The 16,849-nt window shown below is 70.9% G+C and carries 18 protein-coding genes; 7 read left to right on the top strand and 11 right to left on the bottom strand.

Annotated features, from left to right (window positions below; translation table 11 throughout):
• Positions 1 to 196: 196 nt before the first annotated feature.
• Positions 197 to 1,171: an oxygenase MpaB family protein gene (locus tag OG611_RS35365; RefSeq protein WP_266429704.1), complete on the top strand. Its 975-nt coding sequence runs from the start codon at positions 197 to 199 to the stop codon at positions 1,169 to 1,171.
• Here OG611_RS35365 and OG611_RS35360 read toward each other — a convergent pair.
• The 3 genes from OG611_RS35360 to OG611_RS35350 all read right to left on the bottom strand — a co-directional run bounded on the left by OG611_RS35360 (position 1,089) and on the right by OG611_RS35350 (position 2,934).
• A complete protein-coding gene (locus tag OG611_RS35360) occupies positions 1,089 to 1,721 on the bottom strand; it encodes a TetR/AcrR family transcriptional regulator (protein WP_266429702.1) in 633 nt (210 codons plus the stop codon). The genes OG611_RS35365 and OG611_RS35360 overlap by 83 nt on opposite strands.
• 159 nt (positions 1,722 to 1,880) lie before the next feature.
• Positions 1,881 to 2,426, bottom strand: coding sequence for a hypothetical protein (locus OG611_RS35355; RefSeq protein WP_266429699.1), 546 nt, complete (start codon positions 2,424 to 2,426; stop codon positions 1,881 to 1,883).
• Positions 2,427 to 2,457: 31 nt separating this feature from the next.
• A complete protein-coding gene (locus OG611_RS35350) occupies positions 2,458 to 2,934 on the bottom strand; it encodes a macro domain-containing protein (protein WP_266429697.1) in 477 nt (158 codons plus the stop codon).
• Between the two features lie 129 nt (positions 2,935 to 3,063).
• Here OG611_RS35350 and OG611_RS35345 point away from each other — a divergent pair, with 129 nt between their 5' ends.
• A complete protein-coding gene (locus tag OG611_RS35345; protein WP_266429695.1) occupies positions 3,064 to 3,795 on the top strand; it encodes a MerR family transcriptional regulator in 732 nt (243 codons plus the stop codon).
• A gap of 21 nt (positions 3,796 to 3,816) precedes the next feature.
• Here the strand turns inward: OG611_RS35345 and OG611_RS35340 are convergent, their stop codons facing one another.
• From OG611_RS35340 to OG611_RS35325, 4 genes are all read right to left on the bottom strand, one after another.
• The gene (locus OG611_RS35340) at positions 3,817 to 5,988 is read right to left on the bottom strand and encodes a 3-hydroxyacyl-CoA dehydrogenase NAD-binding domain-containing protein (protein ID WP_266429693.1); all 2,172 of its coding nucleotides are present in this window, start codon (positions 5,986 to 5,988) and stop codon (positions 3,817 to 3,819) included.
• A 39-nt stretch (positions 5,989 to 6,027) separates the two neighbouring features.
• The gene (locus tag OG611_RS35335) at positions 6,028 to 7,242 is read right to left on the bottom strand and encodes an acetyl-CoA C-acetyltransferase (protein ID WP_266429691.1); all 1,215 of its coding nucleotides are present in this window, start codon (positions 7,240 to 7,242) and stop codon (positions 6,028 to 6,030) included.
• Between the two features lie 35 nt (positions 7,243 to 7,277).
• Positions 7,278 to 8,420, bottom strand: a complete 1,143-nt coding sequence (locus OG611_RS35330) for an acyl-CoA dehydrogenase family protein (RefSeq protein ID WP_266429689.1) — start codon at positions 8,418 to 8,420, stop codon at positions 7,278 to 7,280.
• Between the two features lie 81 nt (positions 8,421 to 8,501).
• Positions 8,502 to 9,638: a CaiB/BaiF CoA-transferase family protein gene (locus OG611_RS35325; RefSeq protein WP_266429686.1), complete on the bottom strand. Its 1,137-nt coding sequence runs from the start codon at positions 9,636 to 9,638 to the stop codon at positions 8,502 to 8,504.
• A 205-nt stretch (positions 9,639 to 9,843) separates the two neighbouring features.
• Here OG611_RS35325 and OG611_RS35320 point away from each other — a divergent pair, with 205 nt between their 5' ends.
• The gene (locus OG611_RS35320; protein ID WP_266429683.1) at positions 9,844 to 11,034 is read left to right on the top strand and encodes a trans-acting enoyl reductase family protein; all 1,191 of its coding nucleotides are present in this window, start codon (positions 9,844 to 9,846) and stop codon (positions 11,032 to 11,034) included.
• 229 nt (positions 11,035 to 11,263) lie between these two features.
• Positions 11,264 to 12,202, top strand: a complete 939-nt coding sequence (locus tag OG611_RS35315; RefSeq protein WP_266429680.1) for a peptidoglycan-binding protein — start codon at positions 11,264 to 11,266, stop codon at positions 12,200 to 12,202.
• 34 nt (positions 12,203 to 12,236) lie between these two features.
• On the opposite strand, the gene mmpA is transcribed toward OG611_RS35315, so the two are convergent.
• Positions 12,237 to 12,380, bottom strand: a complete 144-nt coding sequence (gene mmpA, locus OG611_RS35310) for a morphogenic membrane protein MmpA (RefSeq protein ID WP_266429678.1) — start codon at positions 12,378 to 12,380, stop codon at positions 12,237 to 12,239.
• A 49-nt stretch (positions 12,381 to 12,429) separates the two neighbouring features.
• Positions 12,430 to 13,107, bottom strand: coding sequence for an endonuclease V (locus OG611_RS35305; RefSeq protein ID WP_266429675.1), 678 nt, complete (start codon positions 13,105 to 13,107; stop codon positions 12,430 to 12,432).
• 107 nt (positions 13,108 to 13,214) lie between these two features.
• On the opposite strand from OG611_RS35305, the gene OG611_RS35300 reads away from it, so the two are divergent.
• Positions 13,215 to 13,514 carry a YciI family protein gene (locus tag OG611_RS35300; RefSeq protein ID WP_266429672.1) on the top strand — a complete coding sequence of 100 codons (300 nt, stop codon included), beginning with the start codon at positions 13,215 to 13,217 and terminating at the stop codon, positions 13,512 to 13,514.
• A 60-nt stretch (positions 13,515 to 13,574) separates the two neighbouring features.
• Here OG611_RS35300 and OG611_RS35295 read toward each other — a convergent pair whose 3' ends face one another.
• Positions 13,575 to 14,675, bottom strand: coding sequence for an oxidoreductase (locus OG611_RS35295; RefSeq protein ID WP_266429669.1), 1,101 nt, complete (start codon positions 14,673 to 14,675; stop codon positions 13,575 to 13,577).
• Between the two features lie 184 nt (positions 14,676 to 14,859).
• Here OG611_RS35295 and OG611_RS35290 point away from each other — a divergent pair, with 184 nt between their 5' ends.
• Positions 14,860 to 15,276, top strand: coding sequence for an SsgA family sporulation/cell division regulator (locus OG611_RS35290; protein WP_266429666.1), 417 nt, complete (start codon positions 14,860 to 14,862; stop codon positions 15,274 to 15,276).
• Positions 15,277 to 15,347: 71 nt separating this feature from the next.
• Here the strand turns inward: OG611_RS35290 and OG611_RS35285 are convergent, their stop codons facing one another.
• Positions 15,348 to 15,752 carry an ATP-binding protein gene (locus tag OG611_RS35285; protein WP_266429663.1) on the bottom strand — a complete coding sequence of 135 codons (405 nt, stop codon included), beginning with the start codon at positions 15,750 to 15,752 and terminating at the stop codon, positions 15,348 to 15,350.
• Positions 15,753 to 15,989: 237 nt separating this feature from the next.
• Here OG611_RS35285 and OG611_RS35280 point away from each other — a divergent pair, with 237 nt between their 5' ends.
• Positions 15,990 to 16,841: a helix-turn-helix transcriptional regulator gene (locus tag OG611_RS35280; RefSeq protein ID WP_266429660.1), complete on the top strand. Its 852-nt coding sequence runs from the start codon at positions 15,990 to 15,992 to the stop codon at positions 16,839 to 16,841.
• Positions 16,842 to 16,849: the final 8 nt, after the last annotated feature.

The following is a 16,849-nucleotide window of genomic DNA, read 5'->3' as shown; positions in this document are numbered from 1 at the left end:
CGGCACACCGCCGCATGCCCTGCCGTCGGCGGTGTTGACGAGGTTCGTGAAACAAGTCGATAGTATTTGTAACTTTGACTCCCAGGCCGGACGGTCTCTCACATTCCTTGTGCAGCGGGTGAGTTGGTCCGTCACACAGCGACAACCGGCAGGAGCGGCCCCGCAGGGAGTCGGTACACGGACAGGAGGGCGCACCATGGGCCGATACAGCCGCCTGCACGAGATTCGCCGGATGGATCCGGCACACGACTACGCCGAGATCCTTCGGCTGATCTCCCAGTACGAGTTCCCCTGGGACTACCGGCAGGGGGTGAGCGTCGCCTTCCTCCGGGACTACGGCGTCCCCCGGATCTCCGTGCTCCTCGACCGGACCCAGGAGTTCGAACGGGCCGGGCAGAAACGGTACGACGACACGGTGCTGATCGGGTACGAGATGGCCGCCGACGGCTTCGACTCGGAGCGCGGGCGGGCTGCCGCGCGTCATCTCAACCGGATCCACGGCAAGTACAACATCCCGAACGACGACTTCCGCTATGTCCTCGCGACCACGGTCGTGGGGCCGAAGCGCTGGATCGACCGGTTCGGCTGGCGTCCCCTGTGCGCCCAGGAGGTCCAGGCTCTGGTGGAAGCGGGCCGGAAGACGGCGGCGATGATGGGCATCGAGGGGGCGCCCGACACGTACGAGGGGTTCGAGCGACTCCTCGACTCCTACGAGGAGCGGATGTTCGCGTACGACCCGGCGAACCGGCGGGTCGCGAACGCCACGTTCCGCGTGATCGCGAGCTGGTATCCGCGTCCGTTGCGCCCCCTGGTGGCGAGATTCGCACTCGCGCTGCTGGACGAGCCGCTGCTGGCGGCGCTGGGCTTCCGGCCGCAGTCGCCGTGGGTGCGGGCCTCGGCGTCGGCGGCTCTGCACCTGCGCGCACGTTGTGTCCGCCGGCTGCCGGCCCGGCCACGCAGGTTTCCCGCGCGCCCGCAGCCCCGTTCGTACCCCTTCGGCTGGCGGCTCGACGACCTCGGACCGCACTGGGCCCGCAGCCGCCCCGTGGAACCCCTGCCCGACGAGGCGGACGGCCACACCGGTGGTTCTACCCGGCAGCGAGCAGCGGCACCAGATAGCGGCGGGCGAACTCCCGCACCTGGGTGTCGTCGTCCAGCTCGAAACAGCTGACGGGGTTGAGGAGGAAGGAGACGGTGATCCGCACCATCAGCTCGGCGACCGGAGTCGGATCGCTCGCCGGCCGGCCCTCCGCGCGCCGGGCCTCATGCAGCCGGTCGGCCAGGTACTCGCGGATGGCGAGGAGGGCCGGTCCGCTCTCCAGGGTCAGGAACGGCAGCATCGTCTCGGGCTCCAGCCTCAGCAGACCACCGATGAGCGGATGCTCGCGGATGTGCCGGAGAACCGCGGCGAAGCCCTCGACGAGCCGGTCCTCCGTCGTCGGCAGCGCGGCCACCGCGTCGTCCACCTCCACGACGAAGCGGCGGTACTCGCGCAGCAGACAGGCGGAGACGAGGCTGTCCTTGTTGCCGATCCGCCGGTACACGGTCACCCGCGAGACCCTGGCGCGCTTGGCGACGTCGTCGACGGTGGAGCGGCGCAGCCCGAAGGTCATGAACTGCTCGCGCGCGGCGTCCAGGATCTGCTCGCTCAGCGCGTCGGAGGGCAGCGTCGCGCGGAGCGCCAGGGCCAGCCGTGTCTCGTCGGTGCTCCGTGCCGTCATGGGCCCTCCCCCGTTCCGCCGCTTCCACCCCACCATAGAAGTCGATACGGAGTGACTCACCCCGTATCCCTGTATCCCGTAACCCTGTAGCAACGCGCGCAGGGCGCCCGCCGGAGTCCGGTGGGCGCCCTGCCGAGGGTGCGGTCCGTCGGCCGGGTCCTACTCGCAGGTCCCGGCGCACGTGCCGCGGGTCACCACGTCGGTGGCCGCCGCGGTCATGTCCAGCCAGGCGACGCGCTGGCCGTCACCGAGCGATGGGGCCAGCTGGGCGCCGGAGGAGCAGGAGACGCGGGTGAAGTTGTCGAGGCCCGCGAGCACATCGGCGGTCTTGGACACCTTCACCTTGCCCGGCCCGCTCCAGGAGCCGAGCGCGCCCCAGAAGTCGTACGTGGAGTAGGCGAAGTACTCGTCGCTCACCGAGAACTGGGCGAGGTAGGTGCTTGACCGGTGGCGCAGAGTCGCCGCCTTGGACAGGTCGTCGAGCGGGGCCGACACGAACTTCGAGGACGGAATCAGGAAGCCGCCCGTCTCGCGCCAGAACACCCGGTCCGAGGTCAGCTGGATGTCCGAGATGTAGTCGAAGACGAATCCGGTGATCCGCTTGGTCTGCGTGGTGCCCTTCGCGATGTCGTAGACGGTGACGTAGGTGCCATCGACCCCGGCCCAGGCGATCCGGCCGTGCTTCATCGGGGCCGGACGGGCCACGACCTGTCCGCCCCGATTCGACGGGTGGGCCCTACGCGAAGTCGTACACCGTCACCGGTATGTCCCGGCCGGTCAGCCGCTCCTCGATCAGGGGCTCGATCCGGGACCACTTCCCGCCCGCCAGGCCGCAGCCGATCCGCGGCATGTGGACCGAGGCCCCCAGCTCGTGGGCCCGGTCGGCCGCCGCGCCCAGCGCCGTGTCGATCGCCTCGTAACGCACCGGGACCCCCTTGCTGCCCGTGCGCATCCCGCGCTGGCCCACCATGTTCGCCACCCAGACGTACGGGCCCACCTGTACGAACTGCACCGCGCCGAGGCCGAAGTCGTTGCCCGCGCGCTCCCGGTGCCACCGGCGGTAGGCCGCTTCGGGTTCGGGCCAGCGGCGTGAGAGCGCCAGGACGAATCCCTTGCCCCAGCCGCCGAGGTCGTTGCAGACATGGACGATCAGCTTGACGCCCTTGCCGTGGGGCGCCGTCGCGTCCCCCTGTACGTACATGATCCCGGGCATGGGATCAGGTTAGGTGCCGCCTCTGACAGTCAAGCACTTTCACATCATTGGTGAGACAGCAATACTGTTGCACCGGGGTGGATCACACGCACAGGGCTCACCCCTCAGGGCCGGACACGAGGAGCAGATATGGCGACCGGGGCCGAGGAGCCTACGCTCACCGTCGACGAGCTGGCGGCGCGCGCCGGGGTGACCGTGCGCACGGTGCGTTTCTACAGCACCCGCGGGCTGCTGCCGCCCCCGGTCATCGGACCGCGCCGGGTGGGGCACTACGGACACGACCACCTGTCCCGGCTGGCGCTCATCGAGGAGCTCCAGCACCAGGGCATGACACTGGCCGCGATCGAACGCTATCTGGAGCAGCTGCCGCCTGACCTGAGCGCGCACGACCTGGCGATCCACCGGGCCCTGGTGGCGTCCTGGGCACCGGACTCGGCGGAGGACGCGACGCGGGCGGAGCTGGAGCGGCGGGCCGGCCGGGCGCTGACCGAGCAGGACATCGCGCGGCTGGCCGCGATGGGGGTGCTGGAGGGCGCGGAGCCGGTCGACGGCAGGTACCGGGTGGACCCGGGGCTGCTGCGGCTCGGGGTCGAGCTGCTCGGCGTGCCGATCGCGCACGAGACGATCCTGGCCGCCCGGACGGTGCTGCTGGAGCACTCCCGGTCCGCCGCGCAGGAGCTGACCCGACTGTTCCGGGACGAGGTGTGGGGTCCGTACCGGGAGCGGGAGTCGGACCCTGAGCACGTGGCGGTGATGAAGTCGCTGTCGGCCCATATGCAGCCGATGGTGCTGCAGGCGCTGGTGACCGCGTTCCAGCGGTCGCTGAAGGAGGAGCTGCGGGCCGCGTTCACGGCGGAGTGAACGCGGCCCGCGGGGTGGGCGTCAGTCGTGGAAGGTCTCGCCCTTCCCCGCCTTCTCCACGAGGAGCGCGGGCGGCAGGAAGCGGTCGCCGTACCGCTCCGCGAGCTCCCGGGCGCGGGCGACGAAGCCGGGCAGGCCGCCCTCGTAACCGTTGATGTACTGGAGCACGCCGCCGGTCCACGGCGGGAAGCCGATGCCCATGATGGAGCCGATGTTGGCGTCGGCCACGGAGACGAGGACGTTCTCCTCCAGGCAGCGGACGCTGTCCAGGGCCTCGGAGAACAGCATCCGCTCCTTCATGTCGATGAAGGGGATGTCGGTGTCGGGCTTGGCGAAGTGCTCCCGCAGTCCGGGCCACAGACGGGTCCGCCTGCCGTTCTCGTCGTACTCGTAGAAGCCGGCGCCACCGCTGCGTCCCGGTCGGCCGAACTCGTCGACCATCCGGTCGATGACCGCGTCCGACGGGTGTCCGGCCCAGGTGCCGCCGGCCTCCTCGACGGCCCGCCGGGTCTCGTTGCGGATCTTGCGGGGCAGGGTGAGGGTCAGCTCGTCCATCAGGGAGAGCACCTTGGCCGGGTAGCCGGACTGTGCCGCGGCCTGCTCGATGGACGCCGGTTCGACGCCCTCGCCGACCATGGCGACGCCCTCGTTGATGAACTGGCCGATGACCCGCGAGGTGAAGAAGCCGCGCGAGTCGTTGACGACGATCGGGGTCTTCTTGATCCGGCGGACCAGGTCGAAGGCACGGGCCAGGGCTTCGTCGCCGGTCTGCTCGCCCTTGATGATCTCGACCAGCGGCATCTTGTCCACGGGCGAGAAGAAGTGCAGCCCGATGAAGTCGGCCGGGCGCGAGACGCCTTCGGCCAGGACGGTGATGGGCAGGGTCGAGGTGTTGGAGCAGAGCAGGGCGTCCGGCTCGATGATGTCCTGGATCTCCTGGAACACCTTGTGCTTGAGCGCGGTGTCCTCGAAGACGGCCTCGATGACGGCGTCGCAGCCCGCCAGGTCGGCCGGGTCGCCGGTCGGGGTGATCCGGGCCAGCAGCTCGTCACGCTTGGCCTCGGTGGTGCGGCCCCGGGAGAGCGCCTTGTCGAGGAGCTTCTCGCTGTACGCCTTGCCCTTGGCCGCGGCCTCGGTGGAGACGTCCTTGAGCACGACCTCGATGCCGGCGCGGGCACAGGAGTACGCGATGCCCGCGCCCATCATCCCGGCGCCGAGGACGGCGACCTTGTCGACCTGGCGCTCCTCGATCCCCTTGGGGCGACTGGCACCGGAGTTGACGGCCTGGAGGTCGAAGAAGAACGCCTGGATCATGTTCTTCGCGACCTGGCCGGTGACCAGCTCGGTGAAGTAGCGGGCCTCGATGGTCAGCGCGGTCTCGAAGTCGACCTGGGAACCCTCGACGGCGGCGGCCAGGATGTTGCGGGGCGCGGGCATCGGGGCGCCCGCGAGCTGCTTCTTCAGGTTGGACGGGAAGGCCGGCAGGTTGGCGGCGAACTTGGGGTTGGACGGGGTGCCGCCGGGGATCCGGTATCCCTTGACGTCCCAGGGCTGCTGGGACTCGGGGTTCGCGTCGATGAAGGCGCGGGCCTTTTCGAGCATCTCCTCCCGGGTGGCGGCGACCTCGTGGACCAGACCGTTCTCCAGGGCGCGCTGCGGGGTGTACTGGGTGCCCTGGAGGAGGACCTTCAGCAGCGCGTCGGCGATGCCCATGAGGCGTACGGTGCGGGTGACGCCGCCGCCTGCGGGCAGCAGGCCGAGGGTGACCTCGGGCAGGCCGATCCGGGAGCCGGGCGTGTCGAGGGCGACGCGGTGGTGCGAGGCGAGCGCGATCTCGTAACCGCCGCCGAGCGCCGCGCCGTTGATGGCGGCGACGACGGGCTTGCCGAGGGTCTCGATGCGGCGCAGCGAGTTCTTGATGGCGGTGCCGGTGTCGAAGGCCTGCTGGGCGTTCCCGGGGCCGACCTTGATCATGTCCTTGAGGTCGCCGCCTGCGAAGAAGGTCTTCTTGGCGGAGGTGTAGATGATGCCGCGGATGGAGTCCTTCTCGGCCTCGGCGCGGTCGGCGATGGCCGCGATGGAGTCCTTGAAGGCCTGGTTCATCGTGTTGGCGGACTGGGCGGGGTCGTCGAGTACGAGGGTGACGACGCCGGTCTCGTCCTGTTCCCAGCGGATGGTCGTGCTCTCGGTCATGTGCTCTTCTTCTCCGTAAGCAGGGGTGGCCGGGGACGGTCAGAGACGCTCGATGACGGTGGCGATGCCCATGCCGCCGCCGACGCAGAGGGTGGCGAGGCCGTACCGCTGGTCGCGGCGTTCCAGTTCGTCGATGAGGGTGCCGAGGATCATCGCGCCGGTGGCGCCGAGCGGGTGGCCGAGGGCGATGGCGCCGCCGTTGACGTTGATCTTGTCGAGCGGGAGCCCCATGTCCCTGGCGAAGCGGAGCACGACTCCGGCGAACGCCTCGTTGATCTCGACGAGGTCGATGTCGTCGATGGTCAGCCCGGCCTTGGCGAGGGCCTTGCGGGTGGCGGGCGCGGGGCCGGTCAGCATGATGGTCGGCTCGGAGCCGGAGACGGCGGCGGAGATGATCCGGGCGCGCGGAGCGAGTCCGTAGCGCTCGCCGACCTCCTGGTTGCCGATCGCGACGAGCGCGGCGCCGTCGACGATGCCGGAGGAGTTGCCCGCGTGGTGGACGTGGTCGATCTTCTCGACCCAGTGGTACTTCTGCAGCGCCACCGCGTCGAAGCCGCCCATCTCGCCGATCGTGGCGAAGGAGGGCTTGAGCGCGGCGAGGGAGTCGGCGGTGGTGCCGGGCCGCATGTGCTCGTCGTGGTCGAGCACAACGAGGCCGTTGCGGTCCTTGACGGGGACGACGGAACGCGCGAAGCGGCCGTCCTTCCACGCTTCGGCGGCGCGTTCCTGGGAGAGTGCGGCGAACTCGTCGACGTCGCGGCGGGAGAAGCCCTCGATGGTGGCGATGAGGTCGGCGCCGACGCCCTGCGGGGCGAAGCCGGTCTCGAAGTTGGTCATCGGGTCCATCGCCCAGGCGCCGCCGTCGGAGCCCATCGGGACCCGGGACATCGACTCGACGCCGCCCGCGAGGACGAGGTCCTCCCAGCCCGAACGGACCTTGGCGGCGGCCAGGTTGACGGCCTCCAGACCCGAGGCACAGAAGCGGTTCTCCTGGACGCCGGCGACGGTGTCCGGGAGGCCGGCCGCGATGGCGGCGATCCGGGCGATGTCGGAGCCCTGGTCGCCGAGCGGGCTGACCACGCCGAGGACGATGTCGTCGATGGCCGCCGGGTCGAGGCCGGGGAAGCGGCCGCGGATTTCGTGGATGAGGCCGACGACGAGGTCGATCGGCTTGGTGCCGTGCAGGGCGCCATTGGCCTTGCCGCGGCCGCGCGGGGTGCGGATCGCGTCGTAGACGAACGCTTCGGTACTCAAGACAGCAGCCTTTCGAGGGTGGTTGTGCGACGGGGTCAGGCGAGCAGTGAGCGGCCGATGATCTCCTTCATGATCTCGGTCGTGCCGCCGTAGATGGTCTGGATGCGGCCGTCGGTGAACGCCCTGGCGACCGGGTACTCCGACATGTAGCCGTATCCGCCGTGCAGCTGGAGGCAGCGGTCGGCGACACGCTTCTGCAGTTCGGTGGCCCACCACTTGGCCATCGAGGCGTGCACGGCGTCGAGGGTCCCGTCGGAGTGGTCGACGATGCAGCGGTCGAGGAAGGTACGGGTGACGGCGCACTCGGTGGCCATCTCGGCGATCTCGAACCTGATGTGCTGGAGCTTGGAGAGCGGGCGTCCGAAGGCCTCGCGCTCCTTGACGTACCGCGTGGTGATCTCCAGCAGGTGTTCCGCGGCGGCGATCCCTGCCACCGCTATGCCCATCCGTTCCTGCGCGAGGTTGGTCATCAGGTGGATGAAGGCGCCGTCCCGCTCGCCGAGCAGGTTCTTCTTGGGGACGCGGACGTCGTTGAAGAACAGCTCCGCGGTGTCCTGGGACTTCTGCCCGATCTTGTCGAGGTTGCGACCGCGCTCGAAGCCGTCCGCGCCGCGTTCGACAACGACCAGCGAGAGCCCCTTCGCGCCGCCCTCCGGGGTGGTCTTCGCGACGACGACCACGAGGTCGGCGAGGATGCCGTTGGAGATGAAGGTCTTGGACCCGTTGAGCAGCCAGTGGTCGCCCATGTCCTCGGCGGTGGTGCGGATGCCCTGGAGGTCGGAGCCCGCGCCGGGTTCGGTCATGGCGATGGCGGTGATGGTCTCGCCGCTGCAGAAGCCGGGCAGCCAGCGGCGCTTCTGCTCGCTGGTGCCGAGACCCGTGAGGTAGGGGCCGATGATGTCGTTGTGCAGCCCGAGCGCGAGGCCGGGCGTACCGGCCCGGGTGAACTCCTCGGCGAGAACCGCACTGTAGCGGAAGTCGGTGTTGCCGCCGCCCCCGTACTCCTCGGGTACGGCGAGACCCAGCAGCCCCTGACGGCCGGCCGCGCGCCAGGCCTCGCGCGAGACGATGCCGTCCTTCTCCCACTGCTCGTAGTGCGGGAGGACCTCCTTGCTGAGGAAGGTGCGCACGGTCTCGCGGAACGCGTCGTGCTCTTCGGTGAAGATCTGCCGCTGCACTGCGGTCCTCCTGGGAACGGTTCTTGACGGTGGAGACGGGCCGGACCGGTCCGGGCCCGGCGGGGGTCGCGTCGGGCATCGTCACTCCGGCCCGGCGATGCCGGGTACGCCCCAGTCGGCGGCGACGGCCTCGTTGTCCGCGCCGGGTCGCGCGGGGCCGCCGCGTACGGAGACGGGGGTCGCGGAGAAGCGCGGTGCCGGCGCGGGCTGGGTGAGCCCGCCGTGCTCGACGAAGGTGGAGCGGGCGGCGATGTGCGGGTGGTGGGGCGCCTCGCGGAGCGAGAGGACGGGTGCGACGCAGGCGTCCGATCCCTCGAACACCTCGGTCCACTCGGCACGCGTACGGGTCCTGAACCGGTCGGCGACGACGGTGCGCAGTTCCTCCCACCGGGTGATGTCGCCCCGGTCCGGGGCTTCGTCCCCGAGTCCGAGGAGCCGGCCGAACTCGTCGTAGAACCGCTGCTCCAGCGGCCCGACCGCCATGTACTGGCCGTCGGCCGTCTCGTACGTACCGTAGAACGGGCAGCCGCCGTCCAGGAGGTTGGCGCCGCGCCGGTCCTGCCAGCCGCCGGCCGCGAGCATTCCGTGGATCATCGTGGCGAGATGGGCGGCGCCGTCGACGATGGCCGCGTCCACGACCTGGCCCCGGCCGCCGGGGGTGCGGGCGTGCTGGAGGGCGGCGAGCACGCCGACGACGAGATAGAGCGAGCCGCCCGCGTAGTCGCCGACGAGATTGGCCGGGACGGTGGGCGGCTCGCCGGGCTTGCCGATCATGGAGAGGGTGCCGGTGAGCGCGATGTAGGCGATGTCGTGCCCGGCCCGTTCGGCGAGCGGTCCGTCCTGGCCCCAGCCGGTCATCCGCCCGTACACGAGCTGCGGATTGCGGGCCAGCGCGACGTCGGGGCCGACGCCGAGCCGTTCGGCGACGCCCGGCCGGTAGCCCTCGATCAGGATGTCGGCGCGCTCGACCAGGTCGAGCACCGCGGCGGCACCGTTCTCGGCCTTGAGGTCGACGAGCACGGAGCGTTTGTTGCGGTTGGTGAGGTCGTACGCGGGGTCGATGCCCAGCCCCGCGCCGCCGGGCCGGTCGACCCTGACGACATCGGCGCCGAGGTCGGCCAGGAGCATCGCGGCGAACGGACCGGGTCCGATGCCGGCCAGTTCGACCACCCGCACCCCTGTCAGCGGGCCGTGCGAGCCGTGCTCTGTCGTTGCCATCAAGCCCCCAGCGGTATGACACAACTGATGTAACATCGATGATGCTAAGAACGCACCGCGCTCCGCACAACCCTTTTGGCCGAGCAAGCGCTTAGTTCCTTCTCCGGGATCCTCCCCCACCGGGCCCGCCCTGCCGCACACCGCCACGAACCCCTCCGCTAGCCTCTGCCTGCCACATCGGCACCGGCCCCCCGCGGAGGCACTCGTGAACAGGCAGAACGGGGCACAACGCCCCTATGACGTGGTCCTCTTCGGCGCCACCGGCTTCGTGGGCTCCCTCACCGCCGAATATCTCGCCGCCCACGCACCCTCCGACTGCCGTTGGGCCCTGGCCGGACGCGACCGGGCCAAGCTGGAGCACCTGCGCGAACGTCTCGCCGCGATCGACCCGCGCTGCGCGGACCTCCCGCTCCTGCACGCCGACGCCGACGACGAGCACGCGCTGCGCGAACTCGCTGAATCCGCCCATGTGGTGGCCACGACGGTCGGCCCGTACGTCTGGTACGGCGAGAAGCTGGTCGCGGCCTGCGCCGAGGCGGGGACGGACTACGCGGACCTCACCGGTGAGGCGGAGTTCGTGGACCGGATGTATCTGGAGCACGACGCGCGGGCCCGCGAGACCGGGGCCCGGATCGTGCACGCCTGCGGTTTCGACTCCGTACCGCACGACCTCGGGGTGTACTTCACCGTCCAGCAGCTGCCGCAGGACGTGCCGCTGACCGTCGACGGCTTCGTGCGCAGCAACGCCGTCTTCTCCGGCGGTACGTTCGCCTCGGCGCTCACCGCGATGGGCCGCGGCCCATCGATGCTGCGCGCGGCCCGGGAACGCCGGCTGCACGAACCGCGGCTGGTCGCCCGCCGGGCCCGTGCCCCGTTCGGCACTCCGCACTTCAGCACGGAGACCGGCACCTGGGCGATCCCGCTGCCGACACTGGACCCGCAGGTCGTCGAGCGCTCGGCGCGGGCACTCGCCCGCTACGGCCCCGACTTCCGCTACCGCCACTTCGCCTCGGTGCGGCATCTGCCGGTGGCCCTCGGCGGTACGGCCGCGGTGGGCGCCCTCCTGGGTGCCGCGCAGCTCCCGGCGTCCCGGTCCTGGCTGATGGACCGGTACGAGCCGGGCAAGGGACCGGACGCGGAGCGCCGGCGGCGCAGCTGGTTCACCGTGCGCTTCGTCGGTGCGGGCGGCGGGCACCGGGTCCTCACCGAGGTCTCGGGCGGCGACCCCGGCTACGACGAGACGGCGAAGATGCTCGCCCAGTCCGCGCTCTGTCTCGCCCTGGACGAGCTCCCCCCGACGTCGGGGCAGGTCACCACGGCCGCCGCGATGGGTGACGCGCTGCTGGAGCGGCTGCGCTCGGCCGGTCTGCGCTTCCGGGTCGCGTCGGCCCGCTGAGCCGGAGCCCGGGGCGACGCGCACTCGTTCGGGTGATGTCCGACGCGCGCTCGGATCTCCTCGTTCCCCGGGTGTGCGGGCAGCGGCACCGCTTCGATGGCTCCTCGGCCGTGCCGCGCGCGGCGGCGCTTTCACTACGATCTGCGTCCCGCAGGTCGTAGCACCCGGGCATGCTCCCGATGCACAGCGCTGACCTGCGGCTATGCACACAGAGAGTCGGGGAAGAACCATGACGGACAACACTGTGGCGGGTCGCGAGGAGCAGCCGGGACGGGCGCTCGCCGGGTTACTGAGGAACTGGTGGGAATCGTCGGCGCGCGACGGCCGCGAGAAACCCACCCAGCAGTCCCTCGCCAAGCGGCTGGGGGTCGACCAGACCACCCTGTCGCGCTATCTGAATCCCGCTCACGCCTCCAACGCTCCGCGCAGGATCGTCGAGCAGCTGCACGCGGTGCTGCGGGCTCCGGACGACGAACTGGTCCGGGCCTGTGCCCTGGCGGACGCGGCGGCCGGCAGACGCCCGGCGGCCACGGCCTCGGCGGCGCCCGCCCCCGCCGGGCCGGCCGACGGTCGCGGTGCGGCCCCCCGCTGGTGGGACCGTTCCCCCGTCAAGTTCCCGGCCCTGGCCGTCGCGTCGCTTCTCCTCCTCGCGCTCGGCTGCATCGCGTGGTGGGTGGTCCCGACCGCGGGACAGAGCGATGCCAAGGCCACGGCGAACGTGTCGGACCGGCCGTCGGAAGGCAGGGACTGGCCCTTGGCCCGCAAGGGCAATGTGCTCTGGAAGGCACGTACGGTGCAATTGCTGCTGCGGGCGAACGGCTTCGACGTGAAGGTCGACGCCGACTACGGTCCGGCCACGGCGGAGGCCGTGAAGAAGTTCCAGTCCGCTCACGGCCTGACCCCGGACGGCAAGGTCGGCAAGGACACCTGGCCGTTGCTGATCATCACGGTCGACTCGCGCACGACGAAGCCCGACGCCGTCACGGCCGTGCAGTACCTGCTGCACCACTCCGGGGTGCCGACCGACAGCACCGGTACGTACACCCTCGCGACCATGCGGTCGCTGAAGGAGTTCCAGGAGTCGCGGAATCTGCCGGCGACGGGCGTCGGGGACGAGAGCACCTGGCGCGCACTGCTCAACGCCCAGGGGCCGGACCAGCACAAGTAGCCGTGCCGGGCGGGGGCGGCTGTGCCCTGCGGGCTCAGAGCGCCCAGGACACCAGCGTGCAGATCATCGAGACGGCCCAGACCGCTCCCGCGACCATGCCGAGTGTCATCCCCACCGCGACCCGGCGCTGAGCGAGATAGACGGTGCCGGGTCGTGTGGACGTTCGATGTTCGTTCATGTGTACCAGCTTGCCGGTCATGATCGGCAAACGGTATCCGTACGCGTACTCAGGCGGTCGCCTCCCGCAGGGCCTGCCGGCAGAGCGAGTCGGCCCTGCGGGTGGTTTCCGGCTGACGGAAGTCACGGGCCAGCAGCAGGGTGTGGGCGCAGGCGTTGTCCAGGCCCGTCCGGTGCCCGACGGAGACGAAGACGGGTTTGACGCCCTCCTGGGTGCGCAGCGCCCGGCCCACTTCCTCCTCGCCGTCGAGCAGCGGCGACCGGTCGCCGCGGTGGGGGCCCGGTTGCTCGTACGAGAAGGTGAACGGGTTCTTGGCGACGCCGATCACCGGGAGACCGGTGAGCACCCCGAGGTGGCTGGCGAGTCCGAAGCGGCGCGGGTGCGCCCGGCCGTATCCGTCACAGATCACGAGTCCGGGGTCGACCGGCAGGGTTTCGAGCGCGGCCAGCACGGTCGGGATCTCCCGGAAGGCGAGGAGGCCGGGGATGTACGGGAAGGTGACCCGGCCGACGGCGGTGGTCTCGGCGACCACGTCGAGCGTCGCCGCGTCGAGGACGACCGCTGCCGCGACGACGACGTCGCGCTCGTCGTCGTAGGCGACGTCGACCCCCGTGACCCGGCCGGTGCCGGGCGGCGGGCCGGGTTCGTCGAGCACCACGCGGGCGCGCAGGGTGTCCTGGACGGCTCGGGCTTCGGCCTCGTCGGCGGGCATCGGAAGGCTTGTCATGGTGCCGCCGAGTCTAAAGGCTGCGCGTCCGGCGGCCGGTTCGGCGGCGGGACCGCCGGCGGGACGGGCCCAAAGTGCGTCGGGCCCCGTCCCGTAGCCTGGCGATCATGTTCGTACTGGAGTTGACCTACACCGCACCCGTCGAGCGCGTCGACGCGCTGCTGAAGGACCATGTCGCCTGGCTGGACACGCAGTACGCGGCCGGGGTGTTCATCGCGTCGGGCCGCAAGAATCCGCGGGACGGAGGGGTGATCCTGGCCGTCGGGGACGACCGCGCGCTGATCGAGAAGATAATCGCGGAGGACCCGTTCACGGCACAGGGCGTGTGCGCGTACCGGATCACCGAGTTCATCGCGACGAAGACCGCGGACGAACTCGCGCCGTACCGCCAGCAGTTGCCCGGGTAGCGGAGAGCATCCCGCCCGCGTCGCACGCCCCCGGGCGGGCCGGGGACGTGCGCAACAGGCTCAGCGCCCCGCGTGCGCCACTCGTCCCTTCTCGCCCGCGGCCCAGCAGCCGCCGTCCGGTGTGCAGTCGACGGTGTCGTACGACCCGGTGTCGACCGTGCGCCAGGTACGGCCGCCGTCCGTCGTGAGGTCGGTGCCGGTCGGGCCGACCGCCAGCGCGCCGGACCTGCTGTGCGGCAGCCAGGCCACACCCGAGCGGTAGGCGGTCGGCGGGGCGGCGGCCTGCCGCCAGGTGCGGCCGCCGTCGCCGGTCACGGCCGCGGCGTCCGGCGACGGCTCCCCGGCCCGGTAGTCGCCGCCGACCGCGATGCCGTGGTGGCGGTCCCGGAAGGCCAGGCCGAAGACGCCGCGGGCCGGGTCGCCGGCCGGGATCGTCGATCCGGCCGCGGTCCAGGTCAGCCCGCGGTCGGCGGAGTGCAGCACCCGTGCGGTGGCGGCGCCGCCGGTCGCCAGCCAGACGTCCCGGGGGCCCGACGAGACCAGGCACTGGCCGCTGGCCGCGAATCCGGCCTCACCGGTCTGTGCCTGCGGCATGCCCCCGGTGGGCAGTACCCGCCAGCTACGGCCGCCGTCCGCGGTGGAGAGGATGCGGTACTTCCCGTCCACGGGATCGCTCATCGCCAGTCCGTGCCGGCTGTCGAAGAAGGTGAGGCAGTCGTAGAAGGCGCGCGCGTCGGTGTTGCGGAACGACTCCGTCCAGGTCGCTCCCCCGTCTTCCGTGCGGAACACCCGGGAGGCCTCGCCCTCGCCGATGGCCAGAGCCACCGCGCGCCGGGCGTCGAAGGCCTCGATGTCGCGGAACTCCAGCGCCTCCCCGGCCGCACCGGGCGGTGACACGTCGTGCCAGTGCCGGCCGCCGTCGGACGTGCGCAGCACCGTGCCCCCGGAGCCCGCGACCCAGGCGGTGCGACGGCTGACGGCGGCAAGTCCGCGGAAGCGGGCGTCGGTTCCGGTGTCGGTGAGCGTCCAGGCCGGCTGTTCGCCGGGCCGGTGCCGGTCCCACGGTGCGGCCGCGGCTGCCGGTGTGGCCAGTGCCGCGGTCAGCGCCGCCGCACAGAGCCCCCATGACATCAGTCGTCTCGTCTTCCCCTTGACCCTCATGGCGCTGGAAGCTAGCCCACGCATGGTGCCCAGTCCAGGGCGCGCCGCCGGAAAGCGGCCGCGCGAGGGGTGCGGCGGCATGCGGTGATACAGCTCACGCCACCCTCCGGTGCACGGATGAGGGACTTCGGTCGTCTGTATCAGTGCCGGGAACCGTTCATCTGGCCGAGAAAGGGAGCAGGTCTTGTTCACCGTCATCCAGCAGTCCGTGCAGGCCCGCATGGTCGCATCCGCGCCGCGGATGGAGACCCTTCCCGCCACTTTGCAGTACGACCCGAAGGATCCGTTCGCCGTTCGCATGGCGTTTCCCGCCCCTGCGACCCTGGAGGGTACCGAGGTCGCCTGGGAGTTCTCCCGCGAGCTGCTGGCGGCGGGGATGGACGGGGCGGCCGGTGCGGGGGACGTACGCGTCAGGCCGTTCGGCTACGACCGTACGGTCCTGGAGTTCCATGCCGCCGAGGGAATCGCGATGGTGCACGTCCGCACGGCGGAGTTGCGCCGCTTCCTGGAGCGGGCGCAGGAAATGGTGCCGGTCGGCGACGAGCACCGGTTCCTGGATCTCGACCGCGGTCTGACCGAGCTGCTCGGCGGCCCCTGCTGACCTCGCGGCCGACGGGCCGGCGCCGCCGGAGGGGCGGCAGGAGGTTCCGGGGCGAGCGGGCGGTGCGGGATTCACCTGTGCAGTAAGGCCCAGGCCTTGCAGCCGCCGGACTGGGTCAGTGCGGGCGCCAGCCCCCAGTCCCCGCCGTGCGCGTCGACCGCGGCGGCCAGGAGCCACATGCTGTCGCTGCGGCGCTCCCGGCATTCCTCCGACTTCGCGGCCGAGCCGTGCGAGGGATGCTGGTCGTAGAGGGTGATGCGGAGTGCGTCGAACTGCCAGTGCACCCGCAGCAGCATCTCCCGGTCCGGGGTGAACCGGTAGGCGGTCGCGACCAGTTCGGAGGCGGCGAGTACGGCTGTCTCACGGAGCTCCGCGAGACCGTGCCGGGTGAGCAGGTCACCCACGGCACCGCGTGCGAGACCGGCACAGAAGGCGCCGCCGGGCAGTGCGAACGAATAACTCAGGTTGTCGGCCACCGGCGGGTGGGGCCCGGCGGATGGCGGGCGGGGTCCGGCAGATGCCACGGCCGGAAGACAACGCAGTGCGCCTCTCATCAAGATGCTCACATTTCGGTATTTGTGGTGACGATCAAACATAGGCGCGGTCGCCCCGTGTGAGACTTGCGCTACCGACCGTAGCGCACCCGGGAGCACGGTGCTACTACTTGTGCGGTTCCGGTCATTTCGTTCCCCCTCCCTGGAAGGAACCACGCCTTGCCGCCCAGAAGCACCCCGACCGCCCGCCAGCAGCGACTCGGGCACGAACTACGCAAACTGCGCGAGCAGTCGGGCATGCCGGTGCAACAGGCCGCCGCGCTGCTCGGTGTCGACCGCACCCGCATCCCGAACATCGAATCGGGACGGTTCGGCATCAGCGCCGAGCGGGTCCGCACCCTCGCCTTCAACTACGGGTGCCCGGACACCGGACTGGTCGACCTGCTCGCCGCGATGGCCCAGGAGCGCGCCAGGGGCTGGTGGGAGGAGCATCGCGGAATGCTGTTTCCGGGACTGCTCGACATCGCCGAACTCGAATACCACGCAGTGGAGTTGATCACCTCCACCACCACACACATCCCCGGCCTGCTGCAGACCGAGCAGCATGCGCGGGCGGTCTTCGACACCGCTGATCCCCAACTGCCCGGACCCGATCTGATGGCCCGGCTGTCACTGCGGCTGCGCCGTCAGGAGGTGCTGGAACGAGATCGTCCGCCGATGTACGAGTCAGTGGTCCACGAGGCGGCGCTGCGCATGCAGTTCGGCGGCCCGAAGGTGGCGAGGGCCCAACTGGACCACATCGTCGAGCAGTCCGAGCGGGACCGGATCACCGTCCGGGTGATTCCGTTCGCGGCCGGCGGTTTCCCGGGCGCCGGACAGTCGTTCACCTATGCGGGCGCCGCGGTGCCGCAGCTCGACACCGTACAACTCGATTCCTCGCACGGTTCGATGCTGCTGGACTCCGACATGCAACTGCGCCGCTACCGCGGCCTGTTGGAGCGCCTGCGCACACTCGCGCTGCCCGTCGGGGAATCGCGCGACTTCATCCGATCCATAGCCCAGGACCTCTGAGGAGTGAC

Source organism: Streptomyces sp. NBC_01363 (genome assembly GCF_026340595.1).
GTDB lineage: Bacteria > Actinomycetota > Actinomycetes > Streptomycetales > Streptomycetaceae > Streptomyces.
The sequence above is the reverse complement of the archived record's forward strand: the minus strand, read 5'-3'. Positions and strand labels throughout refer to the sequence as shown.

Coding starts and splice junctions, on each gene's coding strand:
- OG611_RS35365 (WP_266429704.1), top strand. CDS start 197: ATGGGCCGATACAGCCGCCTGCACGAGATTCGCCGGATGGATCCGGCA.
- mmpA (WP_266429678.1), bottom strand. CDS start 12,380: ATGAACGAACATCGAACGTCCACACGACCCGGCACCGTCTATCTCGCT.
- OG611_RS35315 (WP_266429680.1), top strand. CDS start 11,264: ATGACGGACAACACTGTGGCGGGTCGCGAGGAGCAGCCGGGACGGGCG.
- OG611_RS35350 (WP_266429697.1), bottom strand. CDS start 2,934: ATGCCCGGGATCATGTACGTACAGGGGGACGCGACGGCGCCCCACGGC.
- OG611_RS35300 (WP_266429672.1), top strand. CDS start 13,215: ATGTTCGTACTGGAGTTGACCTACACCGCACCCGTCGAGCGCGTCGAC.
- OG611_RS35305 (WP_266429675.1), bottom strand. CDS start 13,107: ATGACAAGCCTTCCGATGCCCGCCGACGAGGCCGAAGCCCGAGCCGTC.
- OG611_RS35360 (WP_266429702.1), bottom strand. CDS start 1,721: ATGACGGCACGGAGCACCGACGAGACACGGCTGGCCCTGGCGCTCCGC.
- OG611_RS35325 (WP_266429686.1), bottom strand. CDS start 9,638: ATGGCAACGACAGAGCACGGCTCGCACGGCCCGCTGACAGGGGTGCGG.
- OG611_RS35345 (WP_266429695.1), top strand. CDS start 3,064: ATGGCGACCGGGGCCGAGGAGCCTACGCTCACCGTCGACGAGCTGGCG.
- OG611_RS35340 (WP_266429693.1), bottom strand. CDS start 5,988: ATGACCGAGAGCACGACCATCCGCTGGGAACAGGACGAGACCGGCGTC.
- OG611_RS35295 (WP_266429669.1), bottom strand. CDS start 14,675: ATGAGGGTCAAGGGGAAGACGAGACGACTGATGTCATGGGGGCTCTGT.